Consider the following 23,778-nt stretch of genomic DNA (forward strand, 5'->3'; position numbering starts at 1 on the left):
AACTAGATACCACTAAACGATGTCAAAGTTAGCAACCGAGACATCGTTTTTTTTAGATTAAAATTGTAAAAGAGCAAAAAAATGGCAAAGATACCAAACGAAGCTTTTAGTCCCGATAGCTCCTATCGTGATACCATTGGGACAATTGATGAGGAAGGAAATAGAAAGTATATTTATCCCAAAAAGCCATCGGGTAAATTTTATGACTACAGAAAATGGGTGAGTTATTTTCTATTAATCATTCTGATAGTCAATCCATTTATCAAAATCAATGGCAATCAATTTATGATGTTCAACATAATAGAACGTCGTTTTAATATATTTAGTTTCCCTTTTTGGCCCCAAGATTTTTATCTTTTTGTACTATTTATGGTCATTGGGGTGGTTTTTGTCATTCTTTTTACGGTCATTTTTGGTCGTATTTTTTGCGGATGGGTTTGTCCACAAACTATTTTTATGGAAATGGTCTTTCGAAGAATTGAGTATTGGATTGAAGGAGATCGTGGTGCTCAAATTCGCCTAGAAAAACAAGAATGGAATGCCGAAAAAATCAGAAAAAAAACGGCTAAATGGGCTATTTTTCTATTAATTTCCTTTCTAATTGCCAATGTTTTCTTAGCTTATATTATCGGAAGTGATGATTTGTTCCGAATGATCAAAGATGGGCCAAGAAATCATGCGAGTACTTTAATTTCGTTATTCATTTTTACAGCGGTTTTTTACTTTATTTTTAGTTGGTTTAGAGAACAAGTTTGCATAATCGCCTGCCCCTACGGAAGATTGCAAGGCGTATTATTAGATAAAAAATCTATAAATGTAGCTTACGATTTTGTTCGTGGGGAGAAAGAAGTTGGAAGAGCTAAATTTAATAAACAAGAAGATAGAGCAGCCGCCGGAAAAGGAGATTGTATCGACTGCAAGCAATGTGTAAACGTTTGCCCAACGGGAATAGACATTCGCAACGGAGTACAGCTGGAATGCATTAATTGTACCGCTTGTATTGACGAATGCGATACCATAATGGAGGGTGTAGGATTGCCAAAAGGACTTATTCGTTACGCTTCTGAAGATGAAATTGAGAAAAAAATCAAGTTCAAGTTCACGGCAAGAATGAAAGGGTACTCAGCGGTATTAATTATTTTAACAGGGATTCTAATAGGGTTATTGTTTTTGCGTAACGATGTAGAAGCAAGTATTTTGAGATTACCCGGGCAACTGTTTCAGCACAAAGGGGATAACATCAGTAATATTTATACTTTTAAAATCATCAATAAAACGAACAACAATTTTAATGATATTCATTTCAAATTAGTTGGTATTAAAGGAACTTTAAAAGTTGTAGGAAAACAAGATTTCAAAGTACCTCAACTAGGGATGAATGGAGGAACTTTGTTTATAGAAATTAATAAGAATTTATTGGAAAGCGATAAAACAAAATTAATAATTGATGTGTATAACGGAAATGAAAAAATAGAAACCGGTACGACGAGTTTTTTGAGTCCGAGAAGTTTTGATTAATACGTTAAGTTTCAGGATTAAAATATTTAAATAAAACAGTATGAAAATTAATTGGGGTACCGGAATTGTTATTGCTTTTGGCTTGTTTATAACGTTTATTTTATATTTTGTTATCAAAGTACAATCAGATTCAAAATATGACAATGAGTTGGTTGTGGAAGAATATTACAAACATGATGTTCATTTTCAAGAGGAAATGGAGAGAACTCAAAACGCATACGATTTGGGTGAAAAACCAGTGATAACATCTACTTCAGAAGGAGTTACAATTGTATTTCCTGATATATTTGACCCAAATAATATTAAAGGAAAAGTGTCCCTTTATAGACCGTCTAACAAAAAATTAGATTTCGAAATTCCGATTTCGCTGTCTAATGCTACTTTGCTCATACCTAAAAAAAGTTTGCTAGGCGGTCATTGGGACATTAATATGGAATGGCAATATGAGGGAAAGTCCTATCTGACCAAAGAAAAAATTTATATTAATTAGGGGGAAATCATGAGTTAAATGTTATGAGTTTGATATAGCACATAACAAGATAGGCCATAACCCCAATAATCCATACCTAAAATGCTTTACACAGCTTTTATTTTCGGTTTGATCAGTAGTTTTCACTGTATTGGTATGTGTGGTCCCATTGCTATGATGTTACCCGTGGATAGAAATAATTCCACAAAAAAAGTCTTTCAAATTTGCACCTATCATTTAGGAAGATTGACCGCTTATGCCACTATTGGCTTTGTTTTTGGCTTGCTTGGGAAAGGTTTTTTTATGGCTGGAATTCAACAGAAATTGTCTCTGTTTATTGGTATTGCAATGATAGTGATCGTCTTGGTTCCCGAAAAAGTTTTTGCCCAACACAATTTCTCGAAACCCATTTTCAAATTGATTTCTAAAATAAAAACAGCTTTAGGAAGCGAGTTTAAAAACAAGAGTTACAAATCGATATTTACAATTGGGTTGCTCAACGGATTTTTACCTTGCGGAATGGTTTATGTAGCTTTGTTCGGTGCAATAGCGATGCAAAGTGCAAGTTTTGGAATTTTATACATGATCTTATTCGGGTTAGGAACAGTTCCCATGATGACTAGCGTCGTTTATATTAATTCTTTTTTGACTGCTCCCATTCGAAATAAAATCCAGAAGGTGATTCCTTATGTGGCTGTTGTCATCGGAATATTGTTTGTTTTAAGGGGGTTAGGATTAGGGATTCCATATGTTTCCCCATCAAATATGAGTTTGTTTGTACAAGAACAACCGACTTGCCATTAATTCTTGAATTAGATTTTTTAGGGAAAGGAATTAAAAAGAAAAGCATGACGAAATAGTAGGACAAACGCTTTACAAATACGCTTTAAAAGCGCAGACACAAATTCCACTAATTTACACAAATTAATCTGTGTAAATTAGTGGAATTTGTATTAATAAAAGTCAACTTAATCTTTTTTGATGTGTAAATTAAGTTTAAATTGTTTGCCTGGTTCTTAAAGGCTTGCTATTCAGTTTTTATTGTATGCTAAATCGTCATTGAAAACAATTCCGTTTCCGGTGCTTTTCTTTTTAAACGCAAGTCAAATGCCATACAGATGTTGCGAACGTAAGGTTTTCCTGCTTCGGTAACATGAAGACTGTCTTTTGAAATGGCAAGAAATCCATCTTTCTCCATTTCTTTCAGTTGAAGTAAAATTTCGGGTATTTCTTCTAAATAATTGGACTCATCACTCCAAGATGTTTCAAATTGACACATTAAATTTAGAATGTGTTTTCTAATGATAAGGTCTTCACAGGTCAATGCATGGCCTCTGAAAATGGGTAATTCGTCTTTCGCAATCAATTCGTAATAGTCTTCCAGTTTTTTTACATTTTGAGAAAAACTATACCAACTGTCACTGATGGACGAAACCCCTAATCCAATCATCAATTGTGTTTTTGAGGAACTGTATCCCATGAAATTTCGGTGTAATTTCCCGTTTTCGTAGGCCTCGTACAAGCTATCATTTTTTAATGCAAAATGATCCATTCCAATTTCATGGTAACCATTTTTATGCAATAATTTTTTTCCTATTTCATACAAGATTCGTTTCTTTTCATCTTTCGGAATGTCATCATCCTTAAAACCACGTTGTCCATTACCCTTTATCCACGGCACATGCGCATAGCTATAAAATGCCAATCGATCTGGTTGTAATGATTTTGTTTTTTCAATAGTATCTACTACATCTTTAATTTCCTGAAAAGGTAATCCAAAAATAATATCATGTCCAATGGAAGTATAACCAATTTCCCTTGCCCAAAAAGTAACTTTTGCCACATTATGAAAAGGCTGTTCCCTATGAATAGCTTTTTGCACTTTTTCAGAATAATCCTGAACGCCAAAACTCACTCTTCTAAAGCCTAAATCATATAATTTTTGTAAATGCTGATAAGATGTATTGTTAGGGTGCCCTTCAAAACTAAATTCATAATTTTTAGCTTTAATGGCATTTGAAAAAATACCGTTTATTAAATCTTCTAGATTTTCAGTAGAAAAAAAGGTCGGAGTACCACCACCCAAATGAATTTCTTTTATGATAGGTTTTTCGTCAAGAATTTGGCAATACAAAGCCCATTCTTTTAAAACTGCCTCAATATAGGGGCTTTCTACACTGTGATTTTTAGTAATACGCTTATTGCAACCACAAAATGTACATAAGCTTTCGCAAAAAGGTAAATGAATGTAAAGGCTAATTCCTTCCGAAGTATTACTTTCTTTAAATGATTTCCTTAATGTACGTGCCCAAATTTCATACGAAAAATTAGTTTCATCCCAGTAAGGAACCGTTGGATAGCTCGTATATCTAGGACCCGGGACATTGTATTTTTGAATTAAGGAATTCTTCATGGTAAAGACATTTATCGTTAATCAAAAGTACTATTAGTCCAAAACATTTAAAATGATAATTATCATATTAGAATGTATTCATAAAAAAAAGACTGTCTTTTGGGACAGCATCTTTCAGTGTATAATTACTAGTTAAAAGAAATACAATCTTCAATAATTTGTACCCATTTTCGATATAATTATCAGACAATTACGCCTCAACTTGTATATATGTGCCATTCCATCAAAATGATGGTTTACACCATCATAGGCTTTTGTTTTATGTAGATATAAGATTACTTTTGATTAATACCTCAAAAAAGTATCTCCTGATTTTATTCCCATTGCTAATTCTTCCAGATTGGTGTTTTCGAGCATGAATGCCAATTCATTTCTGATGGCCTTAAATTTTTCGTGAACTGGACAAGGATGATCTTCAGAACAGTAACTTAATCCCAGACCGCAACCGGTAAAAACGCGATCTCCATCTAATGCCGTTACAATTTGGGATAGTTTTATTTGGCTCATGGTTTCTTTTGGGATTTCAAATCCGCCACCAACACCTTTAATAGAATGGATAATATTATTCTTGGATAGTATTTGTAAAATTTTGGCCGTAAAAGCCTCGGGAGAATCTATCTTTTTGGCAATATCTCTAAGCCCAACCCTATTATTTTGATAGGATTCTGATGCTATAAAAATGGTGGCTCGGATTCCGTATTCACAGGTTTTAGAAAACATAGTTGTTTTTTTACAAATTTATAGAAATAAGTGCTATTCCTTTTGAATATTTTTTATTCTTTGGGTTGACCGTTTTTTTATTTCCAAAAAAGATCATCGTTCTTCTCTGTAAAAGATTCGTCGGTATGAATTTCTTTAATTTTAGCCAATTGGTTTTCGGTGGCTATTTTTTGAATCTCAACAAATAAAATGCGTTCCTCAAAACGAGTGTGTGCTTCTAATTCTTCTTCAATGAGTCCTAAAGCTTTTTCTACATCGGTAGTTTGCTTGAATAAGCGTTTCAAACGACGATGTTCCGTCAACGCTCGTTTTATGAGTTCATTTTCTGTTCCTAAAATGGGAAATACGTGTTTTTCTTCCAATTCGAAATGGGGTTTTAAATGCGTTTTAAAAAACCAGTCCGAATATTTTTTGATGCGATCGGGTTCAATTTGCTTCGAAAAACCAGTTCGTATTTTCCAACACAATTGCAAACCATGATGATGATCGTGGCTTAAAGGTTGCAATTCCGGAGCTCTTTTTAATGGTTTATTTGAAATCATAATATATAAATTTAAAACCCGCCAAAACGAATGAAAGAACCAAAAATGAGCATCAATACACCAATTATCGTAACGGATAGTATATGAAACGCCATTTCAGGCAACTTGTCTGGATTATTTTTAAGTTTGGGAATTATTCTAAACTGTGCGCTCAAGGCAAAAAGTACGGTTAACAAAAGTAAAAGTAATTTTGTGGAAACCACTTTCTCGAAAGGAGTGGTAAACTGGAACCAATATTCGATGCTAACGCCATATTTATAAGCCATTAAAATACCCGTAATGACCAGTAAAACCAAAGCCGTCATTCCTACGGGTTCATACTTCTTTTCGTAATTTAAAATGATGCTTGGGTCTTTTTCTTTAAGGGCTTGAGGCAAATGACCAAAGATTAACAACAAATGCCCGCCTACCCAAACTGTGGCACTTAAAAGATGGATAATTAGCAAAAAATGATGGTTCATGTAAAATTTTATTTGTTTTTAAAGATACGCTTTTGTCAGCAACTCAACTTTAGAATCAACCTCTATAATGTACTTTAATACGTGCGGTAGAAAGGTTCTCTCTTTCCAGTTCCTTAACAGAATAGCCCAATTTTTCTAATGTAGTGGCTCCATTCACAAAATGCTGGATGTAATAATTTCCCTGATAGTTTTGCTGCTCTAAATACTGTATCATGGTTTGCATGTGATTCGTATCAATCAAATCCGAATGTACTGTGGTGCGAACTTCAAACGGGAGCCCACTTTCTACTAATAAACGCAACGACTTTTCAAAAGGCAGAAAAAGATTGGACTGCGTTATCTTTTCAAAATGAACGGGCATGGCTTTAAAATCCAGCGCCACATAATCGATCAATTGATTTTTAAGTAATTGTTGCAAAACCTCAGGTCGTGAACCATTGGTGTCAATTTTTACCAAAAAGCCCATTTTTTTGACTTCAGTTATGAGTTGAATACAGTTTTTATGCAACAGGCATTCGCCTCCGCTAAAAACTACCGCATCCAACAAATTTTTTCTGGAATGAAGAAAAGTAAGCGCTTTTTCGAATGAAATAGTTCCTTTCCCCATTACAATTTCAGGATTGTAACAATACAAACAACGCATATTACAGCCTGCAAACCAAAGAATGCAAGCCGATTTATGCGCATAATCTAATAAAGTAAAAGGCGTTATGCTGTAAATGGGAGTACTAACATTTTCCTTCATGGAAATGGGTTCGCTGTTTGTGTTCTCCTTTTTTTCCAATATTGAAACTTTCTACAGGCCTGTGATACCCCATTACTCTTGTGTACACTAAACATTTGGTTCTCAAATGTTGGTTTTGTTCTAAAATCGGGTTTTTTGTTTTCATGTTTTTAAAAGGTTTAAAGTTTAAAGTTTTGACGTCACTAATTTTTCTATAAAGCCTAAATTTTAATATTGATTTTTTTTTGAACCATTAAGAAAATTAAGGGTTGTTTGACTTAATGAAACTTAATATTTTAAGGGTGTTTTTTTAGAGGCTTAAGGTTTCAGGTTAATTGCTCAACTTTAAACTTTTTTCTTCAATTAAAGCATCATCGCATTTTGGGCAATATTCGTGTTCACCATTCAAATAACCATGAACGGGACACACACTAAACACTGGCGTAACGGTAATGTAAGGCAACTTGAAATTGGATATTACTTTCTTTACAAACTGTTTGCAGGCTTCCGGAGAACTGATTTTTTCACTCATATACAAATGTAAAACCGTTCCGCCGGTATATTTGCATTGCAATTCGTCTTGTAAAAACAATGCTTCAAAGGGATCTTCGGTATGATCCACCGGAATCTGGGAACTGTTGGTGTAATAAATATTGTCGCCCTGTCCGGCTTGTAAAATGTTCGGGAAACGTTTTTTGTCTTCCTTGGCAAAACGATAGGTGGTACCTTCGGCCGGTGTGGCTTCCAGATTGTATAAATTTCCTGTTTCCTCTTGGAATTCTTTCATTCGATTCCGAATATGTTCCAAGATTTCTGATGCAAATTCGATTCCTGATGATGAAGTTATCGAGTCTTTATTTCCGGTAAAATTCGCAATCATTTCGTTCATTCCGTTTACACCAATGGTCGAAAAGTGATTTCTGAAATGTTGGAGATACCGTTTAGTGTACGGATACAAACCTCGGTCGTACATTTCCTGGATAAACACTCTTTTTTTCTCTAAAGTAACTTTAGAAATATACAATAATCGATCTAATTGTCTGAATAATTCCACTTTATTTCCTTTGAATAAATAACCCAAACGCGCCATATTAATGGTTACTACGCCAATGCTTCCTGTCATTTCTGCACTTCCAAAAAGTCCGTTTCCACGTTTTAACAGTTCTCTTAAATCGAGTTGCAAACGACAACACATACTGCGAACGGCATTGGGTTTATACGCGTTTTCGTTTTCTGTTTTATTGCCATTTTCATCCAAAACATATTGGCTTCCTATAAAATTCTGGAAATATGAAGAGCCTATTTTAGCTGTATTTTCAAAAAGCAAATCGGTGTTTTCTCCATCCCAATCAAATTCTTCGGTAATGTTTACTGTCGGAATAGGGAAGGTGAACGGCTGTCCGTTGGCATCGCCTTCGGTCATTATGGTGTAATATGCTTTGTTGATGAGGTTCATTTCCTTTTGAAAATGCTCGTAACGCAATTCGGTTACTTTTGTAACGCCTCTTTCCCGGGCTCGCAATAAGAGATCATAATCAAAATTATTTTCGAAAAAATGATAGTCATTTTTCGTCGGAATTTGGGTTTTCAAATCATCGGGAACAACCCAGTCCAAAGTGATATTCGTGAAAGGCGATTGTCCCCAACGCGCAGGAACATTCAAATTGTAAACGAAACTGCGAACTGCTTTCAAGACATCCTCAAAAGACAAATCATCTTTGAAAACATAGGGAGCCAAATAGGTGTCAAACGAACTGAAGGCTTGCGCTCCGGCCCATTCGCTTTGCAAAATCCCAAGAAAATTCGCCATTTGTCCCAAAGCTTCCCTAAAATGCGAAGGCGCTTTGCTTTCTACGCGTCCGCGAACGCCATTAAAACCATCGTTGAGCAACACCCGCAGACTCCAGCCGGCGCAATATCCGGTCAAACAATCTAAATCATGAATGTGGATGTCGCCATTGCGATGCGCGTAGCCTTCTTCTTTTGTATATACTTTATCGAGCCAATAATTAGCAATAATTTTTCCGGCAACATTGTTGACCAATCCCGCATTAGAGTAGGAGGTATTGGCATTGGCATTGATGCGCCAATCTGTTTGTTCGATGTATTCTTCGATAGTTTGTGTGCTGTCAACATAAGTGGTGTCTTCGTTTAAACCATTCACATGTTCACGTTGCAATTTGCGTGTATGCCTGAATAATATAAAGGAACGCATGACTTCGAAATACTGTTTCTCGAAAAGGTTTTTCTCGATTAAATCCTGAATTTCCTCAACGGCCCAGGTTTCTTTGGATTGTAAATCCTGTATAGTTTTTTCGAAAATAATTTCATCAAATCCTATGGAAACACTCTGAAAGCTTTTTTCAATCGCATCCTTTATTTTAAAACTTTCAAAAGGTTTGTATTCTCCGTTTCTTTTGATGACATATTTTTCCATAGCATTTGGTGATTTGTGTTTTGTATTTTGCGATTAATTTTACTCTTGGTCTGAAAATGTTTTTTCTAAAAGCATGGCGCTTGGAAACAAAATATTGTTTTCCAAATGAATGTGTTTGTGTAAATCCTGCTCAAAATCAGCTAACATAGCATAAGTCACACGGAACGTACTACAACCATCGGCCGGCGGTGTGTAATTATTGGTTAGCGATGCTATTTTAACAAAACGGTCTCCTTCGGCTTCATGTTCCTCCATCATCATGGCTATCGGATTTTTTACGGTTCCAAATTGTGGTTTCGCAATTTGTTCTTCTGTAAGCGCTGCTTTTACCATTTTTTTTATAAAAGGAAACAGAATCAGTTCTTCTTTTTTCATGTGTTGTGCTAATTCGCCTGCACAGCCAATAAACAGTTCATTGATTTCGAATAATTCAGAATGATTTGCTCCATGAACTTTACATAATTTGTCTAAAAATGGAAGCAAAATTTGCGTTTTTTCTTCCACATAACGGTGATGCGTTTTCTCAATATAATCTGCCAATAGGTCCAAAGGCCAAATTTTGAAATCTATGGTACTGTCATTTTTGGTTGCCAAAACAGTGTTTAACTGGTCCATTAATTGATCCGTATCAACATTCTTTTTTTTACAAGCTTCCTCGATTGTTCGATTGCCTTTGCAGCAAAAATCGATTCCGTATTTTGAAAATATTGCCGCGGTTCTAAAATCTTTTGCAACGTATTCTCCGATTGTTATTTTCTCTAAAGTTTCCATAAGATCTGTTTTCGATTAAAATTTATTTATGCAAAAATAACCATTATTTTTAATAAAAGATAAATTTATCTGAATTTAAATTTTTAAATTTATTTTATTTTTAATTCATTAGTTTTCAAATAGATGTGTTTTTTATAAGTCTTTTTTAATGGATTATAATTTTACAATTTAAATAAAAATCTAAAGATGATTTTTATCATGTTTTAGCTTTTTTTAAAGCCATTAATTTGCAATAAACAAATAAAAGACATTTCTATCCTTTATTTGAATTGAAGTAAATTTATTAACTAACAAAAAACAGATACTTATGCTTTCAAAATCACAGGCAAGAGCATTTTTTTTAGGAGGAACATTGGTCACCTTTTTAATCTTTATAGGATTGACTATTTATTCGTTCATGCCAAGGAATGATCAAACAAACTACAGTAAGATTACTAAAGAGGTAGTGAGGGGAAAAGAAATTTGGGAGACCAACAACTGTATGGGCTGTCATACCATTATGGGCGAAGGAGGGTATTATGCTCCCGAGTTAACAAAAGTGGTAGATCGTCGCGGCGAAGGATACATCAAAGCGGTTTTGATGTCGCCAATTCCATGGGCACCAAATGGGCGAAAAATGGTTGCTTATCATATGAATGAAACGGATGCAAACGCTATGGTCGCTTATTTAAAATGGATTGGAAAATTAGATTTAAATGGTTTCGACCGAATCGTTTCCCCTTTAGCTAAAGAAAATAATTAAAATTTTTAAAAATGAAATATAAATCACAGAAAGTAGCCTACTGGTTTTTTGCATTGTGCATGCTTTTGTTCTCGCTGCAAATTATCTATGGCTTTATCATGGGCTTTGACCGAATAGGAATTCAAGGGTTACACGAGATTATTCCTTTTAACGTGGCACGAGCGGTGCATACCAATTTGTTAGTGGTATGGTTGTTAACCGGTTTTATGGGTGCGGCGTATTACATTATTCCCGAAGAAGCGCAACGCGAATTGATAAGCGTAAAATGGGCTTATGTACAACTCATATCACTAGCCATTGTTGGTGTTGTTACCATAATTGGCTTTCACTTCAACCATTGGGAAGGAAGAAAATTTTTAGAAATTCCTAGAGAATTAGACTATTTAGTAGTTGTAAATGTGCTGTTGTTCTTATTCATAATTTTGGGTACGCTTTTCAAAGGAAAACGTCAAACTACAACAGCGCTAGTGCTCTCCATGGGTTTGTTATTCGCAGCCCTGCTTTATATACCCGGAATGATTTGGTTTGATAGCCAGGTAATGGACTCCTTTTTCCGTTGGTGGGTTGTTCACTTGTGGGTTGAAGGTGTTTGGGAATTAATTATGGGAGGTATCCTTTCGTTCTTATTGATTAAGTTAACTGGAGTTGACAGAGAAGTTATCGAGAAATGGCTTTACGTAATTGTTGGGCTTACCTTTCTTTCCGGAGTTCTGGGAACTGGGCACCACTATTACTACATAGGCGTAAATAAAATTTGGTTAATCGTTGGTGGTATTTTCTCTGCATTAGAACCTTTGGCTTTCTTAGCGATGGCATTATTTGCTGTAAATATGTATAGAAAAGGGGAAAAAAGTCATCCCAACAAAATTGCTTTATTCTGGACTATTGGTTCGGCTATCGTTTCTTTTGTAGGTGCGGGATTACTTGGTTTTGCTCATACATTGCCACAAACAAACCTTTATACACATGGAACTTTGGTAACAGCGATGCACGCTCATTATGCGTTCTGGGGTGCTTATGCGATGATTGTATTAGCGATGATTAGTTATGCTTTGCCCAATTTAACGGGACGTAAACGCTATCAAAGCGCACAGGGTATGATGGCTTTTTGGTTATCCAATATTGGAATCCTGGGGATGACAGTAGCCTTTGGTGTTGCCGGAGTTGCTCAAGTATATATGGAGCGAAAAATGAAAATGGATTTCATGGTTGTTCAAAGCGAAATCAGCATCCATTTTGTAGTGCTTCTTATTTGTGCCACCATGTTTACCACAGGAATAGGTTTATTTATTTTTGATTTTATCAAATACGGCAGACCTACAGACGAAGCTTTAGAAGGAACGCATGACGAAACTCTTTCTTTTCCTGAAATAAAAAAAGGGATTAATCATGCCTCCAAGAAAAAAAACGCATTTTCGGAAAAAATAAAATAGAGCTCTTTAAAAATTTATTATAGCCAACGAAACTCATTACTATTGGAAACAGAACTTGTCATTGCCTGTAAACATTAGAATGGGTTTCGTTTTTTTAAAATATAATTATGACACTAAATATCCCATATTATCACGCGGTAGGCAAAGAAAAAGAGGTCTTTGAACACGCCTATAAAAACAAAATTCCTTTCCTGTTGAAAGGACCAACCGGAACAGGAAAATCCCGTTTTGTAGAATATATGGCGCATCAATTGGATAAAAAAATCATCACAATTAGCTGTCACGAAGAAACGTCTTCAACGGATTTAATTGGACGATTTATCATCAAAGGTGCCGAAACGGTTTGGCTGGATGGTCCATTAACCACTGCCGTAAAAGAAGGAGCGATTATTTATTTGGATGAAATTGCCGAAGCGCGGCCGGATGTTATTATAGCCATTCACTCCCTGACGGATCACAGAAGGGAATTATTCATAGACAAATTAGGCGAAACCGTAAAAGCGCATGACGATTTTATGTTGGTGGCCTCTTTTAATCCTGGTTATCAAAGAGGTTTTAAAGAACTAAAACCATCGACTCGTCAGCGATTTATTGCCGTTTCTTTTGAATATCCGGAAACGAAAATTGAAACTGAAATTTTGGTAAAAGAAACGAATGTTGATCATGATGTAGCCAAGAAACTGGTAGCCATTGGAAACAAAATCAGAAACTTAACTGAATTGGGGTTGACAGAAACCGTTTCGACACGACTTTTAGTGGATGCCGCCAAAATTATTCATTCTGGTCTTCCAAAACGATTGTCAGTTCATGTGGCTATTGTAGAACCGTTAACCGATGATTTACAAACGGTGGAAGCATTGAAGGATTTGTGTGATTTGATGATATAGAAAAGAGTGGGCAGTGGTCATTGCGAGTAACGAAGCAATCACACTCGCATAGATCACTATTTTATATACTGGATTATCTGGATGAGATTGCTTCGTTCCGCGCAACGACAAAAAACAAAAAAAAAGATGGGTTTCGAAATAGATGAATACATATATGGAAAGTTTGTCAGACATTTTAAAAAGTCTAAAAAAATTGATATTGAAATTCTTAACAGAACGATATATTTAAATGATATAAAACCGCGATTGACTATTTTAGCTCGTGCTTTGACGGGGAAACCAATCGAAATTTTCCCTGCCGAAAGAGAAGGAGGATATAAAAACAATAATTTTTTTCTCCCCATTTCTTTTTCCAAATTGCCTACGAAAAAAGACAATCTTACTTTTTATCTTTTTAGGATTTTGTATCTGAGCATTCAGCAGCGGTTGAATTTGAATTGGACTTTGCAAGAAAAAGACCAGCCTTTAGCACTTTCACAACAAAAAGCATTGGAAACATCAGAAACTGTTCTAACAATTTTGTTTGAAGAATTTTCTATCGATAAAAAGTTTCATACCGAAACAAGACAGCATTTCATTCAAAAAGAGAACGGGAAAAATGCTCCTGATTTTTCTTGGCTGTATGGTAAATGGATGCAAAATGAAATAGAAAAAAACAGTAACACCATTCTCGAAAATTTCTCTGATAAAACCCAAAAAGGAAATAAGAATCAAGCTTTAACGACTTTAAAATCAAAAGCGGTAGAAGAAGTGATTACTGTTGAGGTTGATAAAAAGCAACAAGAAGATTATGTCTTGCTCCATAATTTTGAAAAAGTGGAAACGGCCGAAGAATTCAATGGAACTTGGCGCGATTTTGATGGTTCAGACGAATTAGAAGAGCATCAGGAAGCATTGGAAGAGTTGAACATGAAGTACACGGTTCGGGTAGATGATACGGCACATTCCGTTTATCAATCTGATTTTATTGAGAATACTTCCATTTCCGAAAGTGCCGAAATTGATGCCAAAGGATTCCATCTTACGTATAACGAATGGGATTTTAGCAAGCGTATTTACAAAGAGAATTTCTGTAAAGTATATCCGAAATCACAGCAAAAAACAGACAGCAATTATTACAAAAAGACTATTGCAAAAAACGCTTCGACTTTATTAGGCTTACGCAAAATGCTGACCAATGTCAATAACAGAATGCAACTGCAAAAACGCCAGACACAAGGTGACGAATTTGATATCGATGCTATTACCGATTTGTATATTGATGTGCATTCCAAACGGACGCCTTCGGAAAATATATACATTTCAAATCGGAAAAAAGAGAAGGATTTATCTATTTTAATCCTCTTGGATATTAGTCTTTCCAGTGATGGTTATGCCGCAGGAAATCGTGTGATTGATGTGGAGAAAGAGGTTTCCATTCTTTTTGGAGAAATCTTAAACGAGTTCAACATCGATTTTTCCATTGATAGTTTTTACTCCAAAACCCGCAATTTCTCGACCTATTTAACGGTAAAGGATTTTGATGAAAACTGGAACGTGGCGAAACATAAAATTGGAGCTATAGAGCCTAATGGATATACCCGAATTGGTGCTGCTTTACGACATGCTGGCGCACGACTCGATAATAGAAACACCAAAAATAAATGGGTAATCCTGATTTCTGACGGAAAACCCAACGATTATGATAAATACGAAGGAAAGTACGGCATCAATGATGTGAAACAAGCGCTTCGGGAACTCAATAACAGGAATATTAATTCCTATGCTTTGGCTATTGAAGCTCAGGCAAAATATTATCTGCCGCAAATGTTCGGGCAAAATCACTATCAAATTTTAACTACACCAGTCGAATTATTACAATCCTTGGTGCAATTGTACGAAAAAATTAAACATCAAAAATAAATATATAATGAACGATATTTCAAATACCACAACACTTCCCGAAGGACATCCGGTTCAGGTTTACTTTCAGGAAAACGACATTATTCATGCACTTTTAGAGGAACTCTCCGCTGCAAATCCTGCGGATGATTTACAGAAATACACCAATATTTTCAATCAGCTTCATACCATCGAGAAACGATTTGCCCGAAAAGAAAATCAGCTTTTTCCATTTCTTGAAAAAAAAGGCTGGGTTGGTCCTTCACAAGGCATGTGGTCTTTTCATGATAATTTAAGGGAGCAATTCCGTTTAATTCAGTACTATCTTAAAATGAATAATCCGGAAAGAATCAATAGCAACACTCTTTTTCTGGTCAATGGAATTTACAGATTGATGCAGATGGAAGAAACGGTTTTGTTTCCAAATGCTTTGGACCTCCTTACCGAAGCCGACTGGATTGAAATGCGCAAGGGCGAAGAAGAAATAGGTTGGATGCTGCCAGAAGCTCCTGCTCCTTATCCAAAACAAGAATACATTCACCCAAGTGAAGATTTTACCAAAAGAGAAATGTCTTTTTCACTCGAAAATACGTCTCATTATGACGAAGGATATATGACGGTCGAGCAGGTAAATTTACTTTTTAAAACCATGCCGTTAGATCTTACTTATGTCGATGAAAATGACAAGGTGATTTTCTATAATCGGGGAGAAGAACGTGTTTTTCCCAGAAGTGCCGGGATTATTGGTCGTGAAGTCAAGTTTTGCCATCCGCCAAAAAGTGTAGGGACAGTGCTTAAAATCTTGGATGAATTTAGGAAAGGAACTCAAAATGAATCTTCATTTTGGATTAATTACAAAGAACGTCTGATTTACATTCGCTATTTCGCGGTAAGGGATGCTGATAAGAACTACAAAGGCGTCATTGAAATGTCTCAGGATATTACAGACATCAAGAAAATTGAAGGCGAGAAACGATTATTGGACTGGGAGTAGTTTTATCTTAAAAACATACAAAAATGAACACACTTAAAATTAATTATAAAAGCATCTATTATCCGCCGGGGGGAATTCTGATGTGGATTATTATATTTCTGGAGCTTATTACTTTCGGAATGGCGCTTGTGGTATTTGTTTATTACGGAAAAGAGCAGCCTGAATTGTTTCATCAGTCACGGTTGCAACTCAATAGTACATTTGGCGCTATAAATACTATTTTTCTGTTGACTAGTGGTTTTTTTATGGCCAATGCTGTCTTGGAGTTTAAAAACAATAACCGTTTAAAGTCGTCTTTGTATTTTAAATTGACCATGCTTGGCGGAACATTATTTTTAATATTAAAAGGAGTTGAATACTATCATAAAATGGAATCGGGTATCACTCCGGAAACCAATGTTTTTTTTACTTTTTATTGGTTGTTAACCGCTTTTCATCTTATTCATGTAATCATGGGTTTGGTGATTTTAATCTGGACCAACTATGGAATGATGAAAAAAAAATCAGATACAGGTATTGACGACGTTGAAGCCTGCGCTGCTTTCTGGCACATATGTGATTTGATTTGGTTGTTGCTATTTCCTATTCTGTACTTAATTTTTTAGAAAATGAAAAAAACACTTTTTATTACGTATGGTTTATTGATTGTATTGACGGCTTCAACCGCTTTGATTTCAAATACAATGTCTGTTTCTCGTATTTTAATTATTCTAATTATGGGATTATCTGTACTGAAATTTCTCTTGGTTTCTTTTGAATTCATGGAACTTAAAAAGGCAAATGCTTTTTGGAAAGTGAGTTTGATTTCGGTTTTAGGGTTGATTGTTTTAGGATTAGTTTTGTAAAAAAAGGCTCTTAAATAAAAGTTAACAACATGACAAATATCATAATAAAGGATGTTTTTGTCTTTTATATTTACACTATAAATTACGATGAATTTAACAATCTATAATTATGAAATGTACATTTAAATTTAACAGAAAAAACAAGGTAACTGCTATTGCTTTTTTTGTAGCCCTTGGTCTGTTTTCTTGTTCCAAAAATGAAGAAAAAGACGCAAAATATTATGAGAACATTAAGGTGGAAGGTCAAAAAACGGCTGAACTGACTGCGCCACCTTTTGTACCTAAACCAGTAGGTGATCGTGCGGCCACAAAATTGGTTGTGAACATGGAGATTAAAGAACAAGAGGGCGAAATGGTAGATGGTGTTAAATATACTTATTGGACCTTCGGAGGATCAGTTCCTGGAAGTTTTATAAGAACTCGTGTAGGTGATGAGGTAGAATTTCATTTGAAAAATCACCCCGATAATAAAATGCCGCACAATATAGATTTACATGCGGTAACTGGACCAGGCGGAGGAGCAACCTCTTCATTAGTGGCGCCGGGACATGAAAAAGTATTCAATTTTAAAACGTTGAATCCTGGCTTGTATGTGTACCATTGTGCCACAGCTCCTGTTGGGATGCACATTGCAAACGGTATGTATGGTTTGATATTAGTGGAACCTGAAGGTGGTTTGCCTCCAGTTGACAAAGAATACTACATTATGCAAGGCGATTTTTATACCAAAGGAAATTATGGAGAACAAGGATCTCAACCATTTGATATGAATAAAGCGACTAAAGAGCAACCGGATTATGTAGTGTTTAATGGAAAAGTAGGGGCGTTAACAGGAGATAAAGCATTAACAGCCAAAAAAGGGGAAACAGTACGTATTTATATGGGGAATGGTGGACCAAACTTAGTCTCTTCTTTCCACGCAATTGGTGAAATATTCGATAAAGTTCATATTGAAGGTGGCGATATGATTAACAAAAATGTCCAAACAACTTTGATACCAGCCGGTGGCGCAGCAATAGTTGAATTTAAAGTGGATGTTCCCGGTACGTATATTTTAGTAGATCACTCCATTTTTAGAGCTTTCAACAAAGGGGCATTAGGAATGTTAAAAGTAGAAGGGAATGATAATAAGATAGTCTATTCTGGAACAACACAAGAAGGGATTTATTTGCCGGAAGGAGGTACCATACAAAATATGCCTAAAGTGAAAGGTACTACTCAAAGCATTGCGGCGAAAACTGTAGCTGAACACGTTAAAGCAGGGAAAGAACTGTACGGAAGAACCTGTCTAGCCTGTCACCAATCTGAAGGGCAGGGAATTCCCAACGCATTCCCTCCATTAGCCAAGTCAGATTTCTTAAACGCTAATTCTGGCAGAGCAATAAATGCTGTTTTGCACGGATTGAGCGGAGAAGTTACTGTAAATGGTAAAAAATTCAATAACGTCATGACCAGTCAAAATTTGACCGACGATGAAGTAGCCAGTGTATTGACTTATGTGTATGACAGTTGGGGAAATAATAAAACGGTTGTAACGCCGGCAATGGTTAAAACATTGAGAGGAAAAGTAGCTCCAAAAGCAAAAGATATTCATGAATAAAAACAGGATTGAATCCAAATCTAAATAAGTATTTAACAATAATTATAATAATATGAAAAAGTATATTTTATGCATCGGAATGATGGGATTGGCTTTACAGGGATACAGTCAAAGCGCTGATAAAGGAAAAGGAATTTATGCGAAAACGTGTATCGCTTGTCACCAAGCTGCCGGGCAAGGAATTCCGGGTGCTTTCCCTCCTTTAGCCAAATCTGATTACTTAAATAAAGATGTGAATCGCGCTGTAAAAGGTGTCGTAAAAGGGTTAACTGGACCAATTACTGTAAATGGTAAAAAATTCAGTGGTGCCATGCCTGCACAAGCATTAAGCGATCAACAAATAGCAGATGCAATGACCTATGTTTACGCCAGTTGGGGAAATAACAAAACTACGGTTACACCAGCAATGGTAAAAGCCCAAAGAAAATAATTCGTACAGCTTAAAAGAAATTAGCCATGTTAAATATGAAAAAATTTTTGCCAATATTTTTGTTTCTTATTACAGCATCGCTATGGTCTCAAGTTGTTAAAATGGCTTCTATTGAAGGGGGGACTTTTGTCCCCCTTTATGGGGCTACAAGTAAAAAACCAGTACAAGTTGAAGCTTTTAGTCTTGATATTTATCCGGTAACCAATACCCAATTTTTGAAATTTTTGAAGAAATATCCAGAAAACAGTCGCTCAAGAATGAAAGGTATTTTTGCCGATAAAAGTTATTTATCGCAATGGGAAAGTGATTTTAATTATGGCTCTGCCAATTTAAGTTCTGCTCCGGTAACGAATGTTTCTTGGTTTACAGCCAAAAAATATTGTGAGTGCCAAGGAAAACGATTACCCACCATGGATGAATGGGAATATGTTGCCATGGCCGATGAGAAACGAATTGACGCACGTACTAAAGAAAGCTTTAATAATTATATTTTGTCTTGGTATGAAAAACCAAAAACCTATGCGAATCCGGTAGGTCACACCTTCAAAAATTATTGGGGTATTTATGATATGCATGGATTAGTTTGGGAATGGACAGCCGATTTCAATAGTGTTTTTCTTTCCGGGGAATCCAGAAAAGACAAGGATACGGACCGGAATCTATTTTGCGGAAGCGGTTCTGTAAATGCAACAGATTTAATGAACTATGCCGCTTTTATGCGTTATGCTTTCCGAGGAAGTCTTAAGGCACGATTTACTACTAAAAACCTCGGTTTTCGATGTGCGAAAGATAAAAAGTAGCGCTCAAAATCAACTCAAATGACAACAGAAATGAAATCAAATAGTCACAATCCCAGCTTATCTAAACAGACGAATCTTCTAAAAATAAAAGCTAAGAAAAACAGTTGTAAAACGCTTTTTTTAGGATTAGTTTTAATTCTTTTATCACTTCAGTCCTGTGTTAATAAATCAAAAGCGGAGACAATAGACAAACCTATTTCGGATTTATCCATTTACAATCTTCCGTCAAAATGGACCAATGAAGAAGGTGAAAATATCGAAATGAAAGATTTGAAGGGGAAAGTGCTGGTTATGGTTATGATTTACACTTCTTGTAAATCTGCTTGTCCAAGATTAGTGGCTGACATGCGAAATATCGAACAAAGATTGCCGAACAACATAAAGGATAATGTGAATTTTGTTTTAGTGAGTATCGATCCTACTGTAGATACGCCCAAACGGTTGAAAGCATTTGCCATTGAGAACAAAATGGACGGCGCACAATGGGTTTTTTTACGCTCATCAGAAGAGAATACAAGAGAATTTGCAGCAGTTTTAGCAGTAAACTATAAAAAAATAGCGCCTTTGGAATTCTCCCATTCCAATATCATAAGTGTATTTAATGATGATGGGGAATTAGCCTATCAACAAGAGGGTTTAGGTGTCAATTCAGACCAAACCATTCAGAAGATTACAGAGGAAGCTCAAAAAATAAATTAAACATGAAATTACTTAAAATAATTGGTTTGTCATTTTTAGGAATGGTAAGCATGGAGACTTATGCCCAAGAGTTGGGTGCCAATCTGCAACTCAGACCGCGTTATGAATACCGAAACGGTTTCAAAAACCTTATGCCAAATGGGGAAAAGGCAACTTCATTTGTATCGCAACGTTCCCGATTAAATTTTAATTACAAACAAGAAAAATTAAAAGCCAAATTAACTTTTCAGAACATTCGCACTTGGGGTGATGTGGCAACAACAACACAAGTTGATAAAAACGGAATTGCTTTATTTGAAGCTTGGGCACAATATGATTTTGATGCCAAATGGAGTGCGCGCTTAGGTCGCCAAGTGATTTCGTATGACAATCAGCGTATTTTTGGTGAAATCGACTGGGCACAACAAGGACAAAGCCATGATGCGGCAGTGATTACGTTTCATCAGAAGAATCATCAACTGGATTTAGGATTGGTATTGAATGCTGATAAAGAAAATTTATTAGAGCCTAAAACCGCCTACACGACTAACTACAAATCCTTGCAATATGCATGGTATCACACTCAATTTAGTAAACTGAACATGAGTTTGTTGTTTTTAAATACCGGTTATGAGTTTGAAAAAGCCATTGGTAATTTAGAAGTAGATTACAAACAAACTTTTGGAACGTATCTTACATTTAAAGATAAAAAATGGGATACAAATCTAGGTTTGTACGGACAAACTGGAAAAAGCAATGACAAAAGTGTGAGTGCTTGGTATGCTGGTGCAAATCTGGGATATGCCTTAACAAATGCATTTAAAGCTACTTTTGGATATGAATATCTTTCGGGTAAAAATCAAGATGATAGCAGTTCTGACATAAAATCGTTTAATCCTATTTTTGGAACCAACCACGGATTTAATGGCTATATGGATTATTTCTACGTAGGTAACCACCTGAATAGTGTTGGATTGCAGGATGTTTATTTAAAATTAAATTATACCCAAAACAAATGGCAATTTAATTTGATACCACACGTATTCTCAGCCCCAAATGCAGTTTTAGACGCCACTAATAAAAAAATGGATAGCTATTTAGGAACAGAAATGGATTTTACTGCCGGTTATGCCTTTCAAAAAGACATTGTTGCTTCAGCTGGTTATTCCCAAATGTTTGGTTCTGGAACTTTAGAAAGATTAAAAAATGGTATTGATGCCGCCAATACCAACAATTGGGTTTGGGTAATGGTTACTTTTAGCCCCAAAATATTTACTTTAAAATAGATTTTACTTAGATTAACTAGTTCAAATAAAGTTTCATTTAAGTATTTGTAAACGAGTTAGTTGAATATTTTTCATTAGTTTCAAACGGAATGTGAAAGGGGACAAAGTGTATTTTCGTTTTGATCATACACAATTTACTCTCTACGGTCAAATGGATGTGCTAACTTAGCGTGGAGTTCCAGTTAAGAGCAAAACCTTAACTTTAGACCATGAAAGAAAATCGTAAAACTTACGACCGCATTTTCAAAGAGGAAGCAGTCCAATTAAGTTATGAAAGAGACAATATCCCACAACTGGCAAAAGAACTTGGAGTATCATCTGCATTGCTATATAAATGGCGACAAGATTATCAAGAATTTGGAACAGGAAGTTTTCCTGGAAAAAGCAATTTAAAATTAAGCCCTGAACAAGAAAAAATTCATGAACTCGAAAAAAAATTAAAAGAAGCAGAATTAGAACGTGATATCTTAAAAAAAGAAGGCACTCCGCTTTGAACTATAAAACTATTGAAGAATTTAATAAATTAACTAATTACAAAAATGTAGCTTAACTTTTTCTCTACTTTTTGTTTGCATATCCAGGTTGTTTGAAATTTTTAAGTTGATTTAGCGAGACCCTGATTTTAGGAATATAGTAGGGTCTCGATTTTATCTCGTTAAGATTGAGATTAGATGAATAATTTGAATATGCAGTAAAAGCAAAAACCCCGTAAATCGTAAGATTTACGGGGTTTTGATACCATTTGTTTTTCTACTGGCGGAGAAAGAGGGATTCGAACCCCCGGACCTGTTACAGTCAACAGTTTTCAAGACTGCCGCATTCGACCGCTCTGCCATTTCTCCAGTATGTCGCTTTCATTATCTGATTGCGAGTGCAAATATAAGAACCTTTTTTGGTTATGCAAATCTATTTTTAGAAAAAAATCATCTATTTTTTAGGCTAATTTTTAAAGGTTTCATTTTCTTTACTTTAGATGATACTTATTTTTATAAAATAGTAATGAATGGGTTTAATACTTTACATATTCGGTTATTTCTAACCCATATCCAATCATCCCTACACGTTTTGTTCCCTCAGTATTGGATACTAATCTAATTTTTGAGATGTCAATATCATGTAATATTTGCGCTCCAATCCCAAAATCTTTACTGTCAATGATGATTTTTGGTGCTTTCATCACTCCTTCACTTTGTAATAATTTGAGTTCAGCTATACGACTCAATAAGTTTACGGATTGCATATCCTGATTGATGAAAATAACAGCACCTTTTCCTTCTTCATTAATAACTCGGAACATGTCATCCAGTTGTTGATCTGCGTTATTGGTCAACGTGCCTAATAAATCATTGTTGACCTGTGATGAATTGATTCTGGTTAAAATTGATTCCCCCAAATTCCACGTTCCTTTAGTCAGAGCAATATGTATTTGTTTATTGGTCGTTTGTTGATACGCTCGTAGTCTAAAAGTACCAAAACGGGTCTCAATATCAAAATCTTCTTTTTTAACAATCAAACTATCGTGTTGCATTCTATAGGCCACTAAAGCTTCAATGGAAACTAATTTCAAATTGAATTTTTTTGCCACTTTGACTAATTGCGGTAAACGAGCCATTGAACCATCTTCGTTCATGATTTCTACAATCACACCTGCTGATTTAAATCCAGCTAATCTCGCAAAATCTATAGCAGCTTCTGTATGCCCTGTTCTTCTCAATACGCCACCTTGTTTTGCAATAAGAGGGAATATATGTCCTGGACGGGCTAAATCATGTGGTTTAGTTTTAGAATCAACCAACGATAAAATAGTTTTTGCTCTGTCTGCGGCTGAGATTCCTGTAGTTACTCCATTGCCTCTTAAATCTACCGAAACGGTAAAAGCGGTTTCCATTGGATCGGTATTGTTACTTACCATTACATGCAATCCTAGTTCTTTACATCGACTTTCTGTCAGTGGAGCACAAATCAATCCTCTACCGTGTGTAGCCATGAAATTAATCATTTCAGGGGTTACTTTCTCGGCAGCAGCCAAAAAATCTCCTTCATTTTCACGATCCTCATCGTCAACAACAATGATTATTTTCCCTTGGCGAATATCTTCTATCGCTTCTTCAATTGTGTTGAGTTGTATGTTATTTGTAACCATTTGT

At 35.5% G+C, this 23,778-nt stretch carries 25 protein-coding genes and 1 tRNA gene; 16 read left to right on the forward strand and 10 right to left on the reverse strand.

Going from position 1 to position 23,778, the window contains the following annotated elements; translation table 11 throughout:
- Positions 1-81: 81 nt before the first annotated feature.
- The 3 genes from ccoG to E0H99_RS13590 all read left to right on the forward strand — a co-directional run bounded on the left by ccoG (position 82) and on the right by E0H99_RS13590 (position 2,791).
- On the forward strand, positions 82-1,518 hold the full coding sequence (ccoG, locus tag E0H99_RS13580; protein WP_131996563.1) for a cytochrome c oxidase accessory protein CcoG: 1,437 nt from the start codon (positions 82-84) through the stop codon (positions 1,516-1,518).
- A gap of 40 nt (positions 1,519-1,558) precedes the next feature.
- Complete coding sequence (locus E0H99_RS13585) at positions 1,559-2,008, forward strand: FixH family protein (RefSeq protein ID WP_131996566.1); 450 nt, start codon at positions 1,559-1,561, stop codon at positions 2,006-2,008.
- An 81-nt stretch (positions 2,009-2,089) separates the two neighbouring features.
- Positions 2,090-2,791, forward strand: a complete 702-nt coding sequence (locus E0H99_RS13590; protein WP_131996569.1) for a sulfite exporter TauE/SafE family protein — start codon at positions 2,090-2,092, stop codon at positions 2,789-2,791.
- A 244-nt stretch (positions 2,792-3,035) separates the two neighbouring features.
- On the opposite strand, the gene hemN is transcribed toward E0H99_RS13590, so the two are convergent.
- The 8 genes from hemN to ric form a co-directional block, all read right to left on the reverse strand.
- On the reverse strand, positions 3,036-4,400 hold the full coding sequence (gene hemN / locus E0H99_RS13595; protein WP_131996572.1) for an oxygen-independent coproporphyrinogen III oxidase: 1,365 nt from the start codon (positions 4,398-4,400) through the stop codon (positions 3,036-3,038).
- A 285-nt stretch (positions 4,401-4,685) separates the two neighbouring features.
- Positions 4,686-5,120, reverse strand: a complete 435-nt coding sequence (locus tag E0H99_RS13600) for an RrF2 family transcriptional regulator (RefSeq protein ID WP_131996575.1) — start codon at positions 5,118-5,120, stop codon at positions 4,686-4,688.
- Positions 5,121-5,197: 77 nt separating this feature from the next.
- Complete coding sequence (locus E0H99_RS13605; protein ID WP_131996578.1) at positions 5,198-5,662, reverse strand: hemerythrin domain-containing protein; 465 nt, start codon at positions 5,660-5,662, stop codon at positions 5,198-5,200.
- Between the two features lie 11 nt (positions 5,663-5,673).
- Positions 5,674-6,123, reverse strand: a complete 450-nt coding sequence (locus E0H99_RS13610; protein ID WP_131996581.1) for a CopD family protein — start codon at positions 6,121-6,123, stop codon at positions 5,674-5,676.
- 55 nt (positions 6,124-6,178) lie between these two features.
- Entirely contained in the window at positions 6,179-6,868 is a 690-nt protein-coding gene (locus E0H99_RS13615) for an anaerobic ribonucleoside-triphosphate reductase activating protein (protein ID WP_131996584.1), read from the reverse strand.
- Complete coding sequence (gene nrdD / locus E0H99_RS13620; protein ID WP_131996587.1) at positions 6,852-7,013, reverse strand: anaerobic ribonucleoside-triphosphate reductase; 162 nt, start codon at positions 7,011-7,013, stop codon at positions 6,852-6,854. Before nrdD ends, E0H99_RS13615 begins: the two co-directional genes overlap by 17 nt.
- A gap of 165 nt (positions 7,014-7,178) precedes the next feature.
- A complete protein-coding gene (locus E0H99_RS13625) occupies positions 7,179-9,284 on the reverse strand; it encodes a ribonucleoside triphosphate reductase (protein ID WP_131996590.1) in 2,106 nt (701 codons plus the stop codon).
- A gap of 39 nt (positions 9,285-9,323) precedes the next feature.
- On the reverse strand, positions 9,324-10,055 hold the full coding sequence (gene ric, locus E0H99_RS13630; protein ID WP_131996593.1) for an iron-sulfur cluster repair di-iron protein: 732 nt from the start codon (positions 10,053-10,055) through the stop codon (positions 9,324-9,326).
- A 307-nt stretch (positions 10,056-10,362) separates the two neighbouring features.
- Between ric and E0H99_RS13635 the strand changes: the two genes are divergently transcribed.
- The 13 genes from E0H99_RS13635 (at position 10,363) to E0H99_RS13695 (ending at position 22,125) form a co-directional block, all read left to right on the forward strand.
- Complete coding sequence (locus E0H99_RS13635) at positions 10,363-10,797, forward strand: c-type cytochrome (RefSeq protein WP_131996596.1); 435 nt, start codon at positions 10,363-10,365, stop codon at positions 10,795-10,797.
- Positions 10,798-10,808: 11 nt separating this feature from the next.
- Positions 10,809-12,230, forward strand: coding sequence for a cbb3-type cytochrome c oxidase subunit I (locus E0H99_RS13640; RefSeq protein ID WP_131996599.1), 1,422 nt, complete (start codon positions 10,809-10,811; stop codon positions 12,228-12,230).
- Between the two features lie 107 nt (positions 12,231-12,337).
- Positions 12,338-13,117, forward strand: coding sequence for a CbbQ/NirQ/NorQ/GpvN family protein (locus tag E0H99_RS13645; protein ID WP_131996602.1), 780 nt, complete (start codon positions 12,338-12,340; stop codon positions 13,115-13,117).
- 126 nt (positions 13,118-13,243) lie between these two features.
- Complete coding sequence (locus E0H99_RS13650) at positions 13,244-15,019, forward strand: nitric oxide reductase activation protein NorD (RefSeq protein ID WP_131996605.1); 1,776 nt, start codon at positions 13,244-13,246, stop codon at positions 15,017-15,019.
- 7 nt (positions 15,020-15,026) lie between these two features.
- The gene (locus tag E0H99_RS13655; RefSeq protein WP_131996608.1) at positions 15,027-15,992 is read left to right on the forward strand and encodes a DUF438 domain-containing protein; all 966 of its coding nucleotides are present in this window, start codon (positions 15,027-15,029) and stop codon (positions 15,990-15,992) included.
- Between the two features lie 23 nt (positions 15,993-16,015).
- Positions 16,016-16,597 carry a cytochrome c oxidase subunit 3 gene (locus tag E0H99_RS13660; RefSeq protein WP_131996611.1) on the forward strand — a complete coding sequence of 194 codons (582 nt, stop codon included), beginning with the start codon at positions 16,016-16,018 and terminating at the stop codon, positions 16,595-16,597.
- Between the two features lie 3 nt (positions 16,598-16,600).
- Entirely contained in the window at positions 16,601-16,837 is a 237-nt protein-coding gene (locus E0H99_RS13665; protein ID WP_131996614.1) for a cytochrome C oxidase subunit IV family protein, read from the forward strand.
- A gap of 109 nt (positions 16,838-16,946) precedes the next feature.
- The gene (nirK, locus tag E0H99_RS13670; protein WP_131996617.1) at positions 16,947-18,437 is read left to right on the forward strand and encodes a copper-containing nitrite reductase; all 1,491 of its coding nucleotides are present in this window, start codon (positions 16,947-16,949) and stop codon (positions 18,435-18,437) included.
- Between the two features lie 52 nt (positions 18,438-18,489).
- Positions 18,490-18,867, forward strand: coding sequence for a c-type cytochrome (locus tag E0H99_RS13675; protein WP_131915757.1), 378 nt, complete (start codon positions 18,490-18,492; stop codon positions 18,865-18,867).
- A 101-nt stretch (positions 18,868-18,968) separates the two neighbouring features.
- Positions 18,969-19,667, forward strand: a complete 699-nt coding sequence (locus E0H99_RS13680; RefSeq protein ID WP_410503711.1) for a formylglycine-generating enzyme family protein — start codon at positions 18,969-18,971, stop codon at positions 19,665-19,667.
- A gap of 18 nt (positions 19,668-19,685) precedes the next feature.
- Complete coding sequence (locus E0H99_RS13685) at positions 19,686-20,366, forward strand: SCO family protein (protein WP_240723486.1); 681 nt, start codon at positions 19,686-19,688, stop codon at positions 20,364-20,366.
- A gap of 2 nt (positions 20,367-20,368) precedes the next feature.
- Positions 20,369-21,631 carry an alginate export family protein gene (locus E0H99_RS13690; RefSeq protein WP_131996623.1) on the forward strand — a complete coding sequence of 421 codons (1,263 nt, stop codon included), beginning with the start codon at positions 20,369-20,371 and terminating at the stop codon, positions 21,629-21,631.
- Positions 21,632-21,840: 209 nt separating this feature from the next.
- Complete coding sequence (locus E0H99_RS13695) at positions 21,841-22,125, forward strand: transposase (RefSeq protein WP_131996626.1); 285 nt, start codon at positions 21,841-21,843, stop codon at positions 22,123-22,125.
- Positions 22,126-22,385: 260 nt separating this feature from the next.
- Here E0H99_RS13695 and E0H99_RS13700 read toward each other — a convergent pair.
- Both E0H99_RS13700 and ribB read right to left on the reverse strand, forming a co-directional pair.
- Positions 22,386-22,473, reverse strand: a tRNA-Ser gene (locus tag E0H99_RS13700).
- 167 nt (positions 22,474-22,640) lie between these two features.
- Positions 22,641-23,774, reverse strand: a complete 1,134-nt coding sequence (ribB, locus tag E0H99_RS13705) for a 3,4-dihydroxy-2-butanone-4-phosphate synthase (protein ID WP_131996629.1) — start codon at positions 23,772-23,774, stop codon at positions 22,641-22,643.
- Positions 23,775-23,778 lie beyond the last annotated feature (4 nt).

The organism is Flavobacterium sp. GT3P67 (assembly GCF_004349155.1).
Taxonomy (GTDB): Bacteria; Bacteroidota; Bacteroidia; order Flavobacteriales; family Flavobacteriaceae; genus Flavobacterium; species Flavobacterium ranwuense.